This is a genomic window from Halomonas sp. ALS9 (genome assembly GCF_001651035.1).
Taxonomy (GTDB): domain Bacteria; phylum Pseudomonadota; class Gammaproteobacteria; order Pseudomonadales; family Halomonadaceae; genus Vreelandella.
The window spans coordinates 375,448-393,080 of sequence record NZ_LXRG01000065.1; the positions used below are offsets into that span (position 1 = coordinate 375,448).

General features: G+C 55.1%; 10 protein-coding genes. 6 read left to right on the top strand and 4 right to left on the bottom strand.

The window, feature by feature from the left end:
• Positions 1–63 precede the first annotated feature (63 nt).
• Positions 64–1,095, top strand: a complete 1,032-nt coding sequence (gene nagZ / locus A6R74_RS06010; RefSeq protein WP_064233536.1) for a beta-N-acetylhexosaminidase — start codon at positions 64–66, stop codon at positions 1,093–1,095.
• A 48-nt stretch (positions 1,096–1,143) separates the two neighbouring features.
• Complete coding sequence (locus A6R74_RS06015; protein ID WP_064233537.1) at positions 1,144–1,722, top strand: hypoxanthine-guanine phosphoribosyltransferase; 579 nt, start codon at positions 1,144–1,146, stop codon at positions 1,720–1,722.
• A 31-nt stretch (positions 1,723–1,753) separates the two neighbouring features.
• On the opposite strand, the gene ppsR is transcribed toward A6R74_RS06015, so the two are convergent.
• Complete coding sequence (gene ppsR / locus A6R74_RS06020) at positions 1,754–2,587, bottom strand: posphoenolpyruvate synthetase regulatory kinase/phosphorylase PpsR (RefSeq protein ID WP_064233538.1); 834 nt, start codon at positions 2,585–2,587, stop codon at positions 1,754–1,756.
• 272 nt (positions 2,588–2,859) lie between these two features.
• On the opposite strand from ppsR, the gene ppsA reads away from it, so the two are divergent.
• Positions 2,860–5,235, top strand: coding sequence for a phosphoenolpyruvate synthase (gene ppsA / locus A6R74_RS06025; protein WP_064233585.1), 2,376 nt, complete (start codon positions 2,860–2,862; stop codon positions 5,233–5,235).
• 164 nt (positions 5,236–5,399) lie between these two features.
• Complete coding sequence (ggt, locus tag A6R74_RS06030; protein ID WP_064233539.1) at positions 5,400–7,190, top strand: gamma-glutamyltransferase; 1,791 nt, start codon at positions 5,400–5,402, stop codon at positions 7,188–7,190.
• An 8-nt stretch (positions 7,191–7,198) separates the two neighbouring features.
• On the opposite strand, the gene A6R74_RS06035 is transcribed toward ggt, so the two are convergent.
• From A6R74_RS06035 to acnB, 3 genes are all read right to left on the bottom strand, one after another.
• Entirely contained in the window at positions 7,199–9,142 is a 1,944-nt protein-coding gene (locus A6R74_RS06035) for a glycerophosphodiester phosphodiesterase family protein (RefSeq protein WP_064233540.1), read from the bottom strand.
• Positions 9,143–9,184: 42 nt separating this feature from the next.
• Entirely contained in the window at positions 9,185–9,682 is a 498-nt protein-coding gene (gene rraA / locus A6R74_RS06040; RefSeq protein WP_064233541.1) for a ribonuclease E activity regulator RraA, read from the bottom strand.
• Positions 9,683–9,868: 186 nt separating this feature from the next.
• Complete coding sequence (gene acnB, locus A6R74_RS06045; protein WP_064233542.1) at positions 9,869–12,472, bottom strand: bifunctional aconitate hydratase 2/2-methylisocitrate dehydratase; 2,604 nt, start codon at positions 12,470–12,472, stop codon at positions 9,869–9,871.
• Positions 12,473–13,020: 548 nt separating this feature from the next.
• On the opposite strand from acnB, the gene A6R74_RS06050 reads away from it, so the two are divergent.
• Complete coding sequence (locus A6R74_RS06050; protein ID WP_064233543.1) at positions 13,021–13,704, top strand: tRNA-(ms[2]io[6]A)-hydroxylase; 684 nt, start codon at positions 13,021–13,023, stop codon at positions 13,702–13,704.
• A 27-nt stretch (positions 13,705–13,731) separates the two neighbouring features.
• Positions 13,732–17,631: an AAA family ATPase gene (locus A6R74_RS06055; RefSeq protein WP_064233544.1), complete on the top strand. Its 3,900-nt coding sequence runs from the start codon at positions 13,732–13,734 to the stop codon at positions 17,629–17,631.
• Positions 17,632–17,633 lie beyond the last annotated feature (2 nt).

Below are 17,633 nucleotides of genomic sequence, written 5' to 3' on the forward strand. Positions count from 1 at the left end.
TCAGATTTTGACACCGCTAGACGATCGTCTAGAATCATCGCCCCTTTCAATGGATCTCTCACGATGACTCAACCGTTAGGCCCGGTCATGCTTGACCTTGAAGGCCCAAAATTGACGGCTGCAGAGAAACGCTTGTTGCTAGAACCGACGGTAGGGGGTGTCATTTTATTTGCCCGCAATGTCGAAAATGGCTATCAGGTGCGCCAGCTTTGTAGCGATATTCGCCGCGTGCGGGCTGATTTACTGCTTGCCGTGGATCAGGAAGGCGGTCGCGTGCAGCGCATTAAGGAGGGCTTAACACGTCTTCCTGCCATGGCGCGTATCGGCGAATGTTATCACGCTACCCCGGAAGATGGCCTGGCGTTAGCCAAAGATGCTGGTTGGCTGCTGGGGATGGAGATGGCCGCCTGCGGGCTGGATCTAAGCTTCGCTCCGGTATTGGATGTTGAGAGCGGCCTATCCAGTGTTATCGGTGACCGTAGTTTTAGTAGTGATCCTCTGCACGTGGCCCAACTGGGCAGTGCCTTTATTCAAGGGCTTCACGATGCCGGTATGGCCGCTGTGGGTAAGCATTTCCCGGGTCATGGCGGCGTTGCAGCGGACTCCCACGTTGCGCTACCGGTCGATGACCGCCCGCTAGACGTGATTAAACAGCATGATCTTGTGCCCTTTACCCAGTTAGCCTCACGGCTGGATGGGGTTATGCCTGCGCACGTTATTTATAGCGCTTTCGATACGCGCCCAGCGGGGTTTTCACCCACTTGGCTGGGCATGCTACGGGAATCGCTAGGCTTCAAAGGCTGCATTTTTTCAGATGATCTAAGTATGGCGGGCGCCCATGAAGCAGGAGACCCCAAAGCGCGTGCCCAGGCCGCACTTGCAGCAGGTTGCGATATGCTGCTGGTGTGTAATGACCGTACCGCCGCGCTTGATGTCATGCAAGCATGCCAAGGGGTCAATACCAAACGCCCCGCAAAGCTACGTTATGGCCGTGCGCGACCAGACCTGGATGCACTGAGTGCGCTGGGCCGTTGGCGGCGTGCCCACGCCAAGTTGGAAGCGCTAGCGGACAAGCCCAAGCCAAGCGCTGAATAGATCTCTTGCTCAAATAACTGAAGCTTTTAACCCGCGTGGAGTTGGTAGATGTCAAAGCTGGATAAAGAAGCCTTAGAGTCGTTGGACTCGATGCGCGAATTGATGGATAACGCCGACTGCCTTATTTCACAGCAAGAGGTAGAGCGGGCGCTTGACCGCATGGCGGAAGCGATCACACAAGATTTAGGCGATAAACTGCCAGTGTTTTACTGCGTGATGAATGGCGGCTTGATTACCACCGGGCACCTGCTGACCCGCTTGGGCTTCCCGCTGGAAGTGGATTATTTGCATGCCACCCGCTACCGCAACGAGCTGCGTGGCGGCGAGCTATTTTGGCGCGTTTCCCCAGAAGTGCCGATGGCCGGTCGCCATGTGGTTATTGTTGACGATATTTTGGATGAGGGCGCGACCCTGGCGGCGATTCTGGCTTACTGCGAAGAAGCCCAGGCCGCCAGTGTCACTACGGCAGTGCTGGTAGATAAACAGCACAACCGCAAAGCCGTACCCGGTTTAAAAGCTGACTATTGCAGCCTGGAAGTTGCCGACCGCTACGTGTTTGGCTTTGGCATGGATTACAAAGGGTACTGGCGCAACGCACCGGGAATTTTTGCCCCCAAAGGTATGTAATCCGCTGAGGGCTTGTGGTGATTTTTTACGCTTAGCGGGGCGAGAAACGCCTCGCTAAGCCCGTTTCGGCAATCATCCGCGTCGAAATTTCTTCTACCGAGAAGCGCGTTGCGTCAATAAACGGAATGTGCATAGTACGGTAGAGCGACTCTGCCTGTTCCACTTCTTGCAGGCACTTATCCATAGAGCTGTAACGGCTATTGGGGCGTCTTTCGTTGCGAATCGCCGATAAGCGTCGCGCATCGATGGTTAGGCCAAACAGCTTTTGCCGATGGGGTGCTAACGCCTTGGGTAGCTTGAGCATGCCGTCTTCATCTAGATCATCTTCTGTTAGCGGATAGTTAGCCGCTCGAATGCCAAACTGTAACGCCAGATAGAGTGAGGTAGGGGTTTTACCGCAGCGCGAAACGCCAACCAGGATGATATCGGCCTTATCATATTGGTGGGTGCGGGCACCGTCGTCGTTATCCAGTGCAAAATGCACGGAATGAATACGATCCATATAGACGTCGTCGCTGCCAATCGAGTGAGTGCGGCCAACGCTGTAGGAAGAGTGCGTCTCTAACTCTTGCTCTAAGGGTTCTAAGAAAGTTGAAAATATATCGACTTTAAACCCGGATGCCTGACGAATAACGTCGCGAATCTGTTGATCCACAATGGTGTCAATGATGATCGGGCGGTGGCCGTCGCGGCTAGCTGTTGACTCAATAATCGCGGCTAACGCCTGAGCTTTTTCCAACGTGTCAATATAGGGCTTGGTCTGCATGTCGATTTCAACATCGCTGAACTGGGCCAACAAGCTTCGCCCTAGACTTTCCGCCGTAATCCCGGTGCCATCTGAAATAAAAAAAGCCGTACGCTTCATAACGCAATCCACTGGTGAGTGATTCGCCTATTGTGTGCCGAGGCGTTTGCCAGCACAACGTGTCATCGGTTGTCAGGACGGCGTCAAAGGCGTCTGACTACATAAATAGTCCAGAAAGCGCCGCTGTTGTAAAAATCCTCCACTCTCTTCGCTATTAGACCAATGGCGAATGTATCGGCGCGGTGCTAGGGTAGCTCAGTGTATTATCCATGGCCTACGGCATTAATGCCCATATCAGTGGCCATGCCGATATCTATGAGAGAGGGGGTTACGTGGAAGAGTACATTCTGTGGTTCGATCAGTTGGGCATGGCGGACGTCGAACGCGTAGGTGGTAAAAACGCCTCTCTGGGTGAAATGATTTCCAACCTGTCCGGTGCTGGCGTAACGGTTCCCGGCGGCTTTGCGACTACCGCCCATGCTTACCGTGAATTTCTCTCCCACGAAAGCTTAAACCAACGCATTAATACCACCCTGGCCCGTCTTGACGTCGACGATGTTAAGGCACTGGCTGAGGCGGGCCGCACCATTCGCCAGTGGATTATCGATACGCCGCTCCCCCCTAGCTTTGAAGCAGCCCTGCGTGATGCTTACGGCCAGTTGCAGCAACAGCACCCGCAACTGAAAGTGGCCGTGCGCAGCTCAGCGACCGCTGAAGACCTGCCTGATGCCTCCTTCGCAGGCCAGCAGGAAACCTTCCTCAATATTGAGGGCTTCGAGAATATCAAGCGTGCGGTGCATGAAGTCTTCGCCTCGCTATTTAATGACCGTGCGATCTCTTATCGTGTGCACCGCGGCTACGCCCACGAAAATGTCGCCTTGTCGGCAGGCATACAGAAAATGGTGCGCTCAGAGACCGGCGCAGCTGGCGTTATGTTTACTTTAGACACCGAATCCGGCTTTAAAGAGGCCGTTTTCGTCACCGCCTCTTGGGGCTTGGGTGAAACCGTGGTGCAGGGTGCCGTCAACCCCGATGAATTCTACGTGCACAAACCGACCCTGGCAGCAGGTCGCCCGGCGGTGCTACGCCGGAACCTAGGTTCCAAGCTAATCAAGATGGTTTACGGTCAGGACGCCAGCGCGGGTAAATCGGTGGAAACCGTCGATGTGCCGCACCAGGATCGGGGTCGTTTTTGTCTTAATGATCAGCAAGTGATGGATCTTGCTCGCCAAGCGATGACCATTGAACAGCACTACCAGCGGCCTATGGATATTGAGTGGGCGTTAGACGGTGATGACGGTGAGCTTTACATCGTTCAGGCGCGCCCTGAAACGGTGGTCTCCCAGCAGGAGGGCGGCAAGCTCGAGCGCTTTCAACTGCGTGAAAAAGGCCGCACGTTAATTACTGGCCGGGCAATTGGTCAGCGCATCGGCCGAGGTACTGTCAAAGTCGTACTCAGCCCTGACGATATGGATAAGATCCATGATGGCGATATCCTGGTCACTGATATGACTGACCCGGATTGGGAGCCAATCATGAAGCGGGCTTCCGCGATCGTCACCAATCGCGGCGGACGAACCTGCCACGCGGCGATCATCGCCCGTGAACTTGGCATTCCCGCAGTGGTCGGCTGTGGCGATGCCACTACCCAGTTAAAAGAAGGGGTCGACGTCACGGTCTCTTGCGCGGAAGGCGATACTGGCAATGTCTATGAGGGGCTGTTGGAGTTTGATTGCAAGGTCTCCAGCGTCGATGCAATGCCGGAAATTCCCTTCAAAATTATGATGAATGTGGGTAACCCTGATCGCGCCTTTGGCTTTGCCAGTTTGCCTCACGCTGGCGTGGGGTTAGCGCGTCTCGAATTTATCATTAACCGCATGATCGGCGTGCATCCCAAAGCGCTGTTGGAGTACAGCACGCTGCCAGTGGACTTGCAGCAGGTGATCGATTTACGTACCGCGGGCTATAGCGATCCGGTCAGCTTCTATGTCGATAAGCTGGTTGAAGGCATCTCTACATTGGCGGCGGCGTTCTATCCCCAGCGTGTCATCGTGCGGCTGTCAGACTTCAAGTCAAACGAATACGAAAACCTGATTGGCGGTAAACTCTATGAGCCGGGTGAAGAGAACCCCATGTTGGGTTTCCGGGGCGCATCACGCTACATTTCAGAGGCATTCCGACCCTGCTTTGAGCTTGAGTGTCGCGCGCTGAAGAGGGTGCGTGAAGAGATGGGTTTCGAGAATATCGAAATCATGGTGCCTTTTGTGCGCACCACCGACGAAGCGCGTGAGGTGGTAGAGCTACTGGCTGCAAACGGCCTGGAGCGCGGCGGCCCAACAGGCTTGAAAGTGATTATGATGTGCGAGCTGCCGGCTAACGCTTTGCTCGCCGATGAGTTCCTGGAGTATTTTGACGGTTTCTCCATCGGCTCAAACGACCTGACCCAGCTAACGTTAGGATTGGATCGTGACTCGGGTATCGTGGCGCATCTGTTTGACGAGCGTAATGGGGCGGTTAAAAAGCTCCTTGCCATGGCAATTCAGGCGTGCAAAGCGAAGGGTAAATATGTCGGTATCTGTGGGCAGGGGCCGTCAGACCATCCTGATCTGGCTAAGTGGTTGATGGAGCAGGGCATTGACTCTGTATCACTCAACCCCGACGCGGTACTGGAAACCTGGTTTATGCTCGCAGGCCAAACAATCGAATAGTTACATTTATTTTAACTAATTTACCGCCCGGCCATTGTGCCGGGCGTCGTTGTTTTTATAGGCTACTCTTTTGGAGTAGTTTTTCCGGAGTAGTTTTTCCGGAGTGGTTTTTCTGGAGTAGTTTTTCTGGAGTTGTCTTTTAATTTGTCGCGGAGAGCGCTGAGATGTCCCCAAAGTCAGTTAAGTTCGCGCTACCTGTTTTGCTGGTGGCGCCTTTATATAGCTGGGGGTTTAGCTATGAGACTCCTTCCATTTCGCCTGAAAGCGAGTCTGGTTACGAAGAGAAGCCAGGTTGGGCGGCGGAGTCGTTCGCGGTGGCCGCAGCCAACCCGTTAGCCACCGATGCCGGTTATCAAGTCCTTAAAGCCGGTGGCAATGCCATTGATGCGGCCATTGCGGTACAAATGGTGCTGAATTTGGTGGAGCCGCAATCAAGCGGTATTGGCGGCGGTGCTTTTTTGATGCACTACGACGGCGACGAGGTTCGCGCCTACGATGGACGTGAAACGGCCCCCCAGGGCGTTAACGGCGAACTATTTTTACAGGATGGTGAGCCACTGGCGTTTAACGATGCCGTGGTTAGTGGTCTCTCCGTGGGCGTTCCGGGCACGCTGCGTATGCTTGAGAAGGCTCACGCTGAGCATGGTGAACTGGAATGGGCGGAACTGTTTAAGCCAGCGATTACCTTAGCGGAAGAGGGCTTTGCTGTGAGTAATCGGCTGCACACCAGCCTTGAAAGCGATGAATTCTTGCGCCAAGACCCTCTGGCGAGCCAGTTTTATTACGATGCTGAAGGCGAGCCCATCGCCGCGGGCGAAATGCTCAAAAACCCTGCCTTAGCAGCGGTATTTCGCCAACTCGCTGAACAAGGCAGCGCCGCTCTGCATGAAGGAGCAGTGGCCGAAGATATCGTTGAGCGCGTTCAGAACCATCCTGAACGCCCAGGCAGCTTATCGATGGAAGATATGAGTGGCTATGAAGCGCTTGATCGCGAGCCGCTGTGCACGCCTTGGCAACAGTGGGAAGTATGTGGCTTCCCGCCGCCCTCGTCGGGTCATCTAACCATCATGCAGATTTTGGGCATGCTTGATCAGCAGCCGCTACTTGAAGCCCCGCTAGATGATGGTGTTTCCAGCAGCGGGTGGCTGCACCAGTTTTTAGAAGCTTCGCGCTTAGCGTTTGCGGATCGTGGCCGTTACATTGCCGACCCAGACTTTGTCGAGGCACCGGGTGGTGACTGGTCTCTGATGCTGGCGCCCAATTATCTTGAACAGCGTAGTGCACTTATCGACGAGATGAGTATGGGCGATAGCGCTGAACCCGGTAATCCTGGCGAGCTAAGCGTTAGCTGGGCAAGCCAGCCCGAACAGCCTGAGTACGGTACCAGCCATATCAGCATTATCGATGAGGAGGGTAACGCGGTGGCGATGACTACCACCATCGAGCAGGCATTTGGCTCGCGGATCATGTCTGATGGCGGCACGGGGCTAACCGGTGGTTTCCTGCTTAATAACGAACTCACCGACTTTTCATTTGTACCCGAGGTTGATGGCGAACCGGTGGCAAACCGAGTCGAGCCCGGTAAACGTCCGCGTTCGAGCATGAGTCCGACCCTGGTATTCAATCAGGACAGCGGTGAGTTGGTGGCAAGTCTTGGTTCTCCAGGCGGTGCTGCCATTATTCATTATACCGCCCGTACTTTAGTGGCCATGCGTGACTGGGGCTTGAGTGCGCAGGAAGCGCTCAACCTTCCCCATGCTATTACGCTCGGCGGGGATGTCTATGTGGAGGAGGGACGTTTCCCTGAGGCGACTATCGAGTCACTGCGCGAACGCGGCCATACGGTCAGCGAGCGCGAACTCACCAGCGGTCTCCAGGCCATTATGCGCCTTAGCGATGGCACCCTGTTTGGTGGCGCTGACCCCCGTCGCGAAGGTGTGGTAATGGGTGATTAAGTAAGCGCCTATTGGCGAAGCCAATTGCGCAACTTCACCAACATCAGCGCCCCGTCGCTCAATTCGCGCCGGTCTTGAATGAGTTCGCTTAAACGATCTGGGTAGTCGGTAATGATCGCATCGACACCCAGATCAATCAGCGTCGACATTCGCGCTCGATCATTGACAGTCCAGGCATGTATTTCATAGCCATATAGACGCGCTAAACGAACTTCTCCTTCCGTGATGCGGTTATGACGCAGCCCCAGTGCATCAAAGTCACGCCGGTTCAGTGTGCCAGGCAGTATCAGCTGGGCCAGCAAGGTCACGCGGAGTTCCGGTGCTTGGGTTTTGATATGCTTAACTAATGAAGGTGACATGGTTGCCATACGCATGTCTAAGAGCGCATGGGGGAAACCGCACGCTGTATAGCCGTCGAATGCGCTTTGTTGGGTCGCCCAGCAGCGATAGCGCACGTCGCTCTCTGCATGTAAGGCCTCAATAACGGCATCGGCTAACGCCTGTTCTTGACCTGGTAGAGGCTTGATATCAATCATTAACCCTGCTTTGCCACGAACCCTTTCGAGTGCTTCGTCCAAGCCGGGAATATTCTCGCCTTGAAAAGCATCACCAAACCAACTGCCCACATCGAATTGACTAAGCTGCTCTCTGGTCAGTTCACCAAACTCACGGCTATCGCCGGTTAGCCGCGCCATACTGCGGTCGTGGTAGAGCATTACCTGCTGGTCACTGCTCAAACGTACGTCGATTTCGATATAGTCAGCGCCATCAATCAGTGACTGCTCTAACGCGGCTAGGGTGTTTTCAGGCGCGACCATAGAGCTGCCGCGGTGGGCAATCACCGCGACGTTATCGCGTATCTCAAAGCTATTCAGGATCCACCACGCTTGAAGGCCGGCAAAAATCAGCACGCTGAGTTCAACCGCCCAGGCCAATTTGCCTGCGTTAATGTCTTCAGGAGGGGCTGCTGGACGGGGTTCGCGGTGAGCCAACTGCATATACAGGCAGGCGGAAAGCAGCGCATTGGCGGCAATACCGATAAACGTAATGGCCAGGGTGACCAGTACATAGCCGAGTAAGTAGGCGAGCATCGCCGGGATAAGCACGGCATTATATTCGGGTAGCCACCACAGTAACGGCGTAAATAGCCGGTCAAACAGCAGTGTCACCAACAGCGGCAGGCTAACGATCAGCACCAAAAGCAGCAATACCGCAGCGCCAATAGAGCGGCGCCAGCCACGGGTTAGGTTGACGCTGCGCTTAAGTGCCTGCCACGGGCTGCAGTGTTCCAGTGCCACTAGGGGCAGCGCCAATAGCCAGCGTAGGTAGAGCCATGACGCAGCCCATGCCCAAGCGACAATCAGCGGCAGTGCGCAGGCAATGAAATACCACAGGGCAGGTGGGCGCACGCGCTGTAGATAGTAGGGGTCTATACCGCTTAGCCAGACATCGTAAACCCATGCGAGCCCGGCCATAAAGGGTGCCAGCAGTAATAAGTGAGTGCCTACTTGGAGTATGACCAGGCCTGCCAAAGCAGGCAGTCGTCGGGTACTCAGCCAGAGTGCTTCAAGGGCTAGCCGATAGTGATTGTCGCGGGGTCTGACGGCTACCTGCAGCATGCCCGCCTGCTGCCAATAAATAATCACAAAAGTGAAGCCAAGCCCTACCAGCATTCCGAGCAGTCCCAGCGGGCTGAAGAGTAGCCCAATCAACTCGTCGTTGGTGACCACGGTGCGGTTAAGTTGGGCTAGCAGCCCACGCGTCACCCAGGTGATCGCTGGCAGCAGCAAGGCTGAGGCGAGCAGGGTAAAAAACAGGTGGTAGGCGATCAGTGGGCGAAGATGATCGCGTAAGGTACGCAGTAAGGCTGAGCCAAGGTAGGTCAAAGGCTGCATCGTCATTAAACGGTAAGAATGAACCACCAGGGTGGCAGTAACCGCCACACCTGGCAAGGGGCTCTATTTAAAACAAGCTTGGTTAATACACAGCCGTTATTAAGCAAGGGGCAACTCATGCTCTGCAACAATAATGCCGTTGTTATCGGCATATAGCCACTGGCCAGGCCGCAGGGTGACACCGGCAAAGGTAACGTCGATGTCACGCTGTCCTTCGCCGCGTTTTTCACTTTTGCGCGGGTGGCTACCCAATGCCTGAACGCCAATGGGTAGGGCGGCAAGTATATCCACATCGCGTACGCAGCCGTACATGACAACGCCTGACCAGCCGTTGGCGACTGCCTGCTCGGCGAGCATATCGCCCAACATGGCGCAGCGGTGCGAGCCACCGGCATCCACCACCAGGACAGCGCCGTTACCCGGCTCGGCGACGGCTTGTTTAACCATGGAGTTATCTTCAAAGCACTTTATTGTACGAATGGGTCCGTAGAAGGCTTCAAGCCCACCAAAATTGACAAACAGCGGGTCAAGCACTGCCACATCTGGGTGTGCATCGCAGAGATCGGGCGTCACTATATCAATTGAATTCGTCATCATAGGCTCCTGTTATGAAAGGCTAGTACTAGCATAGGCAGCTAACCGAATCGTGCAAAAAAACGCCCCGCCCTGTAAAGACAGTGGCGGGGCGTTCGGTCATCGACTCAGAAAATGCAATTTGTCACATCGTCTGCGATGTTGCGAGCATCGGCGATGGGGCGGTCTATCTCAAGCACTTAACGAACGTTAGGCTTCTTGAGCGACCGGAATCACGTTTGAGGCGATCTTTTGATACTCCTCAATCTCGTGAAAGTTCATGTAACGATAAATCTCGCCCGCCATAGCGTCAAACTCACCCATATAGCGTTGATACTCTTCAACGCTGGGTAGGCGTCCTTCTACTGCGGCAACGGCCGCCAGTTCCGCCGAGGCGAGGTACACATTGGCACCATCACCCAAACGGTTCGGGAAGTTACGTGTAGACGTAGACACCACGGTGCTCTTAGCGGCAACGCGGGCCTGGTTACCCATACACAGTGAACAACCCGGCATCTCCATACGGGCACCGGCACGGCCGTAAATACCGTAGTAGCCTTCTTCAGTCAGCTGGTGCTGATCCATTTTCGTCGGTGGTGCCAGCCACAGGCGGGTTTTTAAGCTGCCAGCAGGCTGCTTTTCAAGCAGTTTGCCAGCAGCCCGGAAGTGGCCGATGTTGGTCATGCATGAGCCGATAAAGACTTCGTCGATTTTCTGGCCTGCCACTTCAGACAGCAGGCGCGCATCGTCCGGGTCATTCGGCGCACACAGAACCGGCTCTTTAATTTCAGCCAGATCAATTTCGATAACTTCGGTGTACTCGGCGTCTTGGTCGGCACGCATCAGGCTAGGGTTGGCCAGCCACGCTTCCATGCCTTCAATACGACGGCTGATGGTGCGCTCGTCGCCGTAACCGTTGCCCATCATCCACTTCAGCAGCGTGATGTTGGACTTCAGATACTCGGTAACGCTCTCTTCTGACAGGGTAATAGTACAGCCAGCAGCAGAGCGCTCGGCGGACGCATCAGAAAGTTCAAAGGCTTGCTCTACGGTCAGATCTTCCAGACCTTCAATTTCCAACACGCGCCCGGAGAAGGCGTTTTTCTTGTTGGATTTATCAACGGTCAGCAAGCCTTGCTTGATGGCGTAGAGCGGAATAGCGTGAACCAGGTCGCGCAGGGTTACGCCAGGCTGGCGCTTGCCTTTAAAGCGAACCAGTACCGATTCCGGCATGTCCAGCGGCATGACGCCGGTGGCAGCGGCAAACGCGACTAGGCCCGAACCGGCTGGGAACGAGATGCCAAGCGGGAAACGGGTGTGCGAGTCGCCGCCGGTGCCCACTGTATCGGGGAGCAGCATACGGTTCAGCCAGCTGTGAATAATGCCGTCGCCAGGGCGCAGCGAAACGCCGCCACGGTTCATGATGAAGTCAGGCAGGGTATGGTGGGTATCCACATCAACCGGCTTCGGATAAGCGGCGGTATGGCAGAACGACTGCATGACCAGGTCGGCCTGAAAGCCCAGGCAGGCAAGGTCTTTCAGCTCATCACGAGTCATTGGCCCTGTGGTGTCTTGTGAGCCAACGGTGGTCATCTTGGGCTCGCAGTACATGCCGGGACGCACGCCGTCCAAGCCACACGCTTTACCGACCATTTTCTGCGCTAAAGTAAAGCCTTTACCGGTATCTTTGGGCTGATCAGGTAGGCGGAAAACGTCTGAAGTGGGTAGGCCCAGCGACTCACGCGCTTTACCGGTCAGGCCACGGCCAATGATCAGGGGAATACGGCCGCCAGCGCGTACTTCATCCAGAATCAGCTGTGTTTTAAGCTCGAAGGTGGTGAGTACATCATCGCTATCGTGTTTGCACACTTTACCTGCGTAAGGGTAAACATCGATGACATCGCCCATGTTCAGGTTAGTGACGTCCATCTCAACCGGCAGGGCGCCTGAATCTTCCATAGTATTAAAGAAGATAGGGGCAATTTTGCTGCCAAAACAGAAGCCGCCAGCACGCTTGTTGGGAGCGTAAGGGATATCGTCGCCGAAGAACCACAGGACAGAGTTGGTGGCTGACTTACGCGATGAACCGGTGCCAACAACGTCGCCTACGTATACGACCGGAAAACCTTTGGCTTTAACATCTTCAATCTGTTTGAGCGGGCCTGTGGTGCCAGGGGCGACAGGCTCAATGCCGTCACGCTCGTTTTTAAGCATGGCATTGGCGTGCAGCGGAATATCCGGGCGAGACCAGGCATCCGGCGCAGGAGAAAGGTCGTCAGTATTGGTTTCGCCAGGGACCTTAAACACGCTAAGGGTGATTTTTTCAGCCAGTGCGGGTTTAGACAGGAACCACTCAGCGTCTGCCCAGGATTGAATCACTTCTTTAGCGACGCTGTTGCCGTTTTTGGCACGGCTTTCCACATCGTGGAAGGCGTCGAACATCAGCAGTGTGTGCTTGAGTTGTTCGCCTGCTTCACGGGCAAGCTCCTCGTTATCGAGTAGCTCCACCATCGATACGATGTTGTAGCCACCCTGCATGGTGCCCAGCAGCTTAACGGCGTGAATCTTGTCGATCAGCGGGGAGCTTGCTTCACCTTTCGCAATGGCGGTGAGAAAGCCTGCTTTAACATAAGCGGCCTCGTCAACGCCCGGCGGGACGCGGTTGGTGATTAAATCGAGGATAAACTCCTCCTCACCGGCCGGTGGCGTTTTCAGTAGCTCAACCAGTGAGGCTACTTGTTCGGCGGTTAAGGGTTTGGGCGGGACGCCCTCAGCGGCACGTTCATCGACATGTTGGCGGTAAGCTTCAAGCACGTTGGGGCCCTCTCATTCACGTTTCATTTACTTTATGGTGACGGCCTGCACGTTGCACGGTGTTGGCCGCGCAGTTGTTGTAAAGTGGGGCCGGTCACATGTGACATACGCTTGACAAACAGCGTGTGGTTGGTTGGCTGAGATTCTACGGCAAACTGTCGACAATGTTAAGCTGGCAAGCAGAGACGGCTGTTGTACTTTATGTTGATGCCACAATTTCAACGGATCAAAAAAGCGCTTTTTATTAACCAATTGGCTTAAGTGAGGGAAATTTTTCTCCCATTTCATAGCCAACTGCTGGCTGTGCGGGTGTGATTGTCGTTACAGCGCGTTACCATACGCTTCGCTTTATAACCTTAAAGCCCTTTTTACTGTTGTGGTACTTACGTAGGCATGTTGATTAAAAGTGTGTGGAGCATTTTTAAACGCGCATCTACATTAGTAATTGTCGATTTAGATCAAGAAGAATGGAATTCAACAGGGAACTATGAGCGCCTTGCGCGCTTATATGTTGTACAATAATGAGATACAAGCTTGGTGATGGTATTATGTTGATACAACCTGGTATGTCACAGCCCGCTGTGCAAACGAGTGCTTTGCAAACGGCTGATCACGCGGTGAAAGCGGATGATCTATTGCCGGAAAGTTTGCACCAGTTTTTGGCCTGTGCAACGCCTGACGCGTGGCTGCGGTGGGCGCTCGAAAATCCAGAAACGCTGCTGATTGACCATGCGCAGTGTGAAAAAAAAGCCGCTTCTACCGCCATGAGTTTACTCTATCGCTACGTTGATCAGCCCCTTTTGTTAAGCAAAATGTCCCAATTAGCTCGGGAAGAACTGCTGCATTTTGAACAGGTGGTTGCGCTCATGGAGGCACGCGGAGTGGCTTACCAGCACCTAACCGCTTCACGTTACGCGGAAGGCCTCAGACGACATCTGCGCAGCAACGATCCCGAACGGCTAATTGATGTATTAATCATTGGTGCCCTTATCGAGGCACGTAGCTGTGAACGATTCGCTTGTTTAATTCCTTATTTAGATGAAGAGCTTGCCAGGTTTTATCGCACCCTGGTGAAGTCAGAAGGCCGTCATTTTGAGGACTACCTGCTACTTGCTCGCCAGCAGACATCGGAATCAATCGATGAGCGGATCGCTTTTTTTGTAGCGCGTGAAGCGGAGCTGATTACTTCGCCCGATACGGCTTTTCGTTTTCATAGCGGTGTGCCAGCTTAAGCCGCTTAGCCCGGCAGGATGATTATCATGCGCGATGCTCGTGAAACAGATCAGTTAACGCTCTTTGGCCACTTTTCGCTTACCCAGGGCGAAGACGTATTAACCCACTTCAGCTACGACAAAGTGAAAGCGCTGCTCGTTTATCTGCTGCTGCATCGTCAGCCGGTTAACCGGGCTGCGCTGGCCGAGTTGTTGTGGCCCGACCAAGGGTTATCTTCCGGCAGAACCAACCTCCGTCACGCGCTGCACTGTTTGCGCCAGTCACTAGGTGAGAGCGCAGATCAAGTGTTGAGCGTCTCCCGGCAAACGATTGCCTTCCAACTTCCTGCCCATTGGAAAGTCGACCTGCACACGCTGCAGCAGTTGCTTGAAGGGCCACGCGATTTAGACACCTTAGAAGCACTGATGACTTGCTACCAAGGTGACTTGATTGAAGAGCTTCAATTGGCAAGCTGTAGTGAATTCCAGCGCTGGTTAGTCCAAGTGCGTAATGAGTGGCGCCAACGCGTTATTCGTTTTGCTGAACAGGTGCTTGACGCCCACACCGATGTGCCCGACTTGATCCTGGAAACCTTGGTCAGTCGCTTTTCGGGCTATGGCCCGTTTCATGAGCGTTTGGTGCGCCAGTTGGCTGAGCAAAATCAAATGGCCGCTGCTCATGAACAGTATAATAGCTACTTGCAGTTACTGGCGCTGTCAGGCCAGCAGCCTGAACCGAGTTTTTTGCAGCTAGCGAGCTATTGGTCTGATGGTCACCACGACCCCCGCATGATGAGCCCACAGGGTGCTTTTTCTCGCGCGCTGGCGGCGGACAGCAAGCCACTGCGTGAAGATGAAATTGAGCTGCGCCAGCTGTCTGTGATGGCTATCAGGTTGCGCTTGAAAGGGGAGTGGCAAGACCGAGCCGCGACCCGGCACTGCCTGACTCTGCAGTTAGAGCTGCTGCGCTGGTTAGAGCAGCAGTGCCATCACCTGGGCGGCTTCTGGTTGCCTGGCGCCACTGGCGGCCTGGGATTGGCGTGTTTCGGTACCCATGGGCCTGCTCACCAGTTGGCTGAGTTAGTGGCGCTCTATGAGCACTGCCGTCAGGCACTTCCCCAAGAAAGCGCCCGTCACTGGACTGGCGAAGACGACGTGCCGCAATTTGAGCTGGCGGCTGGTTTGCATAGCGGGCGAGTTGTCTACCTGCCTGAGCGGCAATTGGCGGATCCCCTTGGGCAAGTTACCCAAACTTCTTTGGAATTAATGAGCGCGGCTGAAGGCAGTGAACTGGTTATCTCGCAAGAGGCCAGCCAGCACATGCCGCCAGCGCTTGATCTTCAGCCACGGCTGGTGTCGCGCTTGGTGGCCAGCGACGGTCGCGTACGTTTACGTGCCTTGGTGCTGGGCCAGAACGAGGGCGGCCGCGATGCGCTGCCACCCAGTTTGGTCGGGCGTGAAACCTCGCTGCGCACCTTGCGCGATGCGCTGGCGCGGGCAGGTATTGGTTTGCGTCAGAGCGTTTTAGTCCGCGGGGCGTCAGGTATGGGGAAATCGGCGCTGATGGTCGGTTTTCGCCAATTAGAACTTAGTCGCGATGCGGCTATTTGCTGGCAGCCCACCACGCGGCTATCGGTGCTAGATCCCTACGGCGTTGCCCGCACGCTGGTGGGTTGGTATCTCAAGCAACCGCTCACCGTTGAGGCGATTCACGCGCTGCAGGAAACGCTTGAGTTGGCTCAGCTTACACCCGAGCGCCAGCAGCTGTTGGAAGAGGCACTGGGGGTGCACGAAGTTCAGGAGAGCACCCAGCTTGCCCAAAGCGGTGAAGCCGTTGAACTGGTGGTGATGCTACTGCACCGCTTAATCGAGCGACAAGCGACCACCCATACCCTGGTGCTAATGGTCGACGATCTGCAGTGGCTGGATGAGCCTTCCTTCAAAGTGCTCGCTGGGCTACAGGCACGCTTGCCGATCAATACCGCCTTTATGCTGGTGGCGAGCCACCATGGTCGCGAACTGTTGCCGGTGAAGCTGCACTGGGATCAGCAAATTAGTTTGGGAAATCTGGATCCTCTGCAGTCTTCCCGGCTATTGTCACAGCTGTCACGGCGCTACCGCATTCATTTGAGCCCACGGCTACGCAACCAGATTATTGAGCGCTGCGATGGCGTGCCACTCTATATGCAGGAGATTTGTCGCCGCTTGGATATGGATCGTCGCGAAGGACGCAGTGTCCAGTTCGACGAACTCCCCAAAGGGTTACTGGGTTTATTGGCCAGCCGTATTGATCAACTGGAAAGCGATCGAGAAATTGCCCATGTGGCAGCGGTGTTAGGTAAGCGTTTCCGGTTGGATTTCCTACAGGAGTGCAGTGGCTGGGAAAAAGGGCGGCTGAACCAAGCGCTCGAACATATGCGCGCTTTGGAGATTGTTGAGCTGGTCGATAAGGAGAGCGGTGAGCACGAGTACCAGTTTAGCCATCAGTTGCTGCAAGAAGCTGCTTATCTTTCTTGCCCTCGAGATGTACGGGTTAAACTGCACCAGCAGGTAGTGACTTTAATTGAGGAGCGCTTCCCGGTATGGATTAGTCGTCACCCCGGTGATTTTGCCACCCATTTGCGCCGCAGCGGCCACTACGCCCGTGGCGCTCGCTATTTTGAGCTAGCTGCACGGGAGGCGCTAAAAGTCAGCGCTAACCGAACCGCGCTACGTATGGCCGATTTCGGTTTGGCGAGCCTGCGCCATGTTGAACATGAGATTGAGCGTGAGGTGAGTTTACTCACCGTGCGCGGTCAGGCGGCGTTCTCGTTAGAAGGCCACGGTTCGCCAACCGCTCATGAAAGCTTTGTGCGTGCGCGGGAGCTGCTGCGCGAATCGGGTGCCGATAGTCTGGAAGACCCTGAAGATCTCGAACAGATATTCCTGGTCAAATGGGGGCTTTGGGTGGGGCGTAGCCAGCGCTATGCCCATGCGGATGCTTTTGCACTGGCTTCAACTCTCGCTGATATCGCCGCGCGTCTTGAAGATCCTCGTTATCGTCGTTTGGCCGATTATGCCCGAGCCAACTGCGAGTATTGGGCCGGTCGTATTCAGCAGGCCCACGACCACCTGGATGAAATCGATCCGCTCAATGCGCAGATGATGATCGAATGGCTGCCATTCTCTGATCACCCGCAAGTCTCAGCCGCCTGTTTCCAGGGCTGGGCGCTGTGCCTGCGGGGTGATTATCAGCGTGCAGAGCGCCAGGTGTCGGCGGCGATTCGGCTGGCGGAGAAGATTGCTCACCCCGGTACCTTGGCGCTGGCACTTCTCTTTGCCGCTGCGCTCTATCGTCAGCTAGGCCACGTCCACTTGGCTGCTCGCCATGCCGAACGAGCGGCGGCAATGACGGGAACGCCCGATTTACAGCTGTGGCAAATTTCTAGCCAGTGCATCCTCGGCTGGCAACGAGCTCTGGCAGGTGATGCCTCCGGGTTGGCTCAGTTGCGCGATAGCCTAGATCAAATGGCGGAGCTGAATGGGCGCGACCGCTATCAGCGGCCGGTACTGTGGTACTCCGATGCCTGTATTGAGCTGGGCGAGTTAAATGCCGCAGAGGATTACCTTGACCAGTGCCTGGTGATTGCCCGAGAGCGTACTACGCTGTTTCTGCCTGAATTAGCCACTCAACTAGCCAAGGTACGTGACCTGTTGGGGCATCCCGCCAATGAAGTCAAAGCGCTGGCTGAAATGGCGATTAATCAGGCCCGGGAACACGGCAATCGCCATCAAGAGTTAGCGGCTCTTGAGCTATGGCTGACGCGCATTGAGCCCAACGACCAGCAGGCTAAAGAGAGCTTTAGGCAGTTGTTGAGTGAAGTCAGCCACAGTGATGCGCCGGTACTGACACGCTGGATTAGCTTGTTGGATCGCCGTTTGCCGCGGCCGGTAGGCGCTGAAGGTTGATA

Excerpts from the sequence above, each read along its gene's own strand:
- ppsR (WP_064233538.1), bottom strand. The coding sequence starts at position 2,587 with ATGAAGCGTACGGCTTTTTTTATTTCAGATGGCACCGGGATTACGGCG.
- ggt (WP_064233539.1), top strand. The coding sequence starts at position 5,400 with ATGTCCCCAAAGTCAGTTAAGTTCGCGCTACCTGTTTTGCTGGTGGCG.
- rraA (WP_064233541.1), bottom strand. The coding sequence starts at position 9,682 with ATGATGACGAATTCAATTGATATAGTGACGCCCGATCTCTGCGATGCA.
- A6R74_RS06050 (WP_064233543.1), top strand. The coding sequence starts at position 13,021 with ATGTTGATACAACCTGGTATGTCACAGCCCGCTGTGCAAACGAGTGCT.
- A6R74_RS06055 (WP_064233544.1), top strand. The coding sequence starts at position 13,732 with ATGCGCGATGCTCGTGAAACAGATCAGTTAACGCTCTTTGGCCACTTT.
- A6R74_RS06015 (WP_064233537.1), top strand. The coding sequence starts at position 1,144 with ATGTCAAAGCTGGATAAAGAAGCCTTAGAGTCGTTGGACTCGATGCGC.
- nagZ (WP_064233536.1), top strand. The coding sequence starts at position 64 with ATGACTCAACCGTTAGGCCCGGTCATGCTTGACCTTGAAGGCCCAAAA.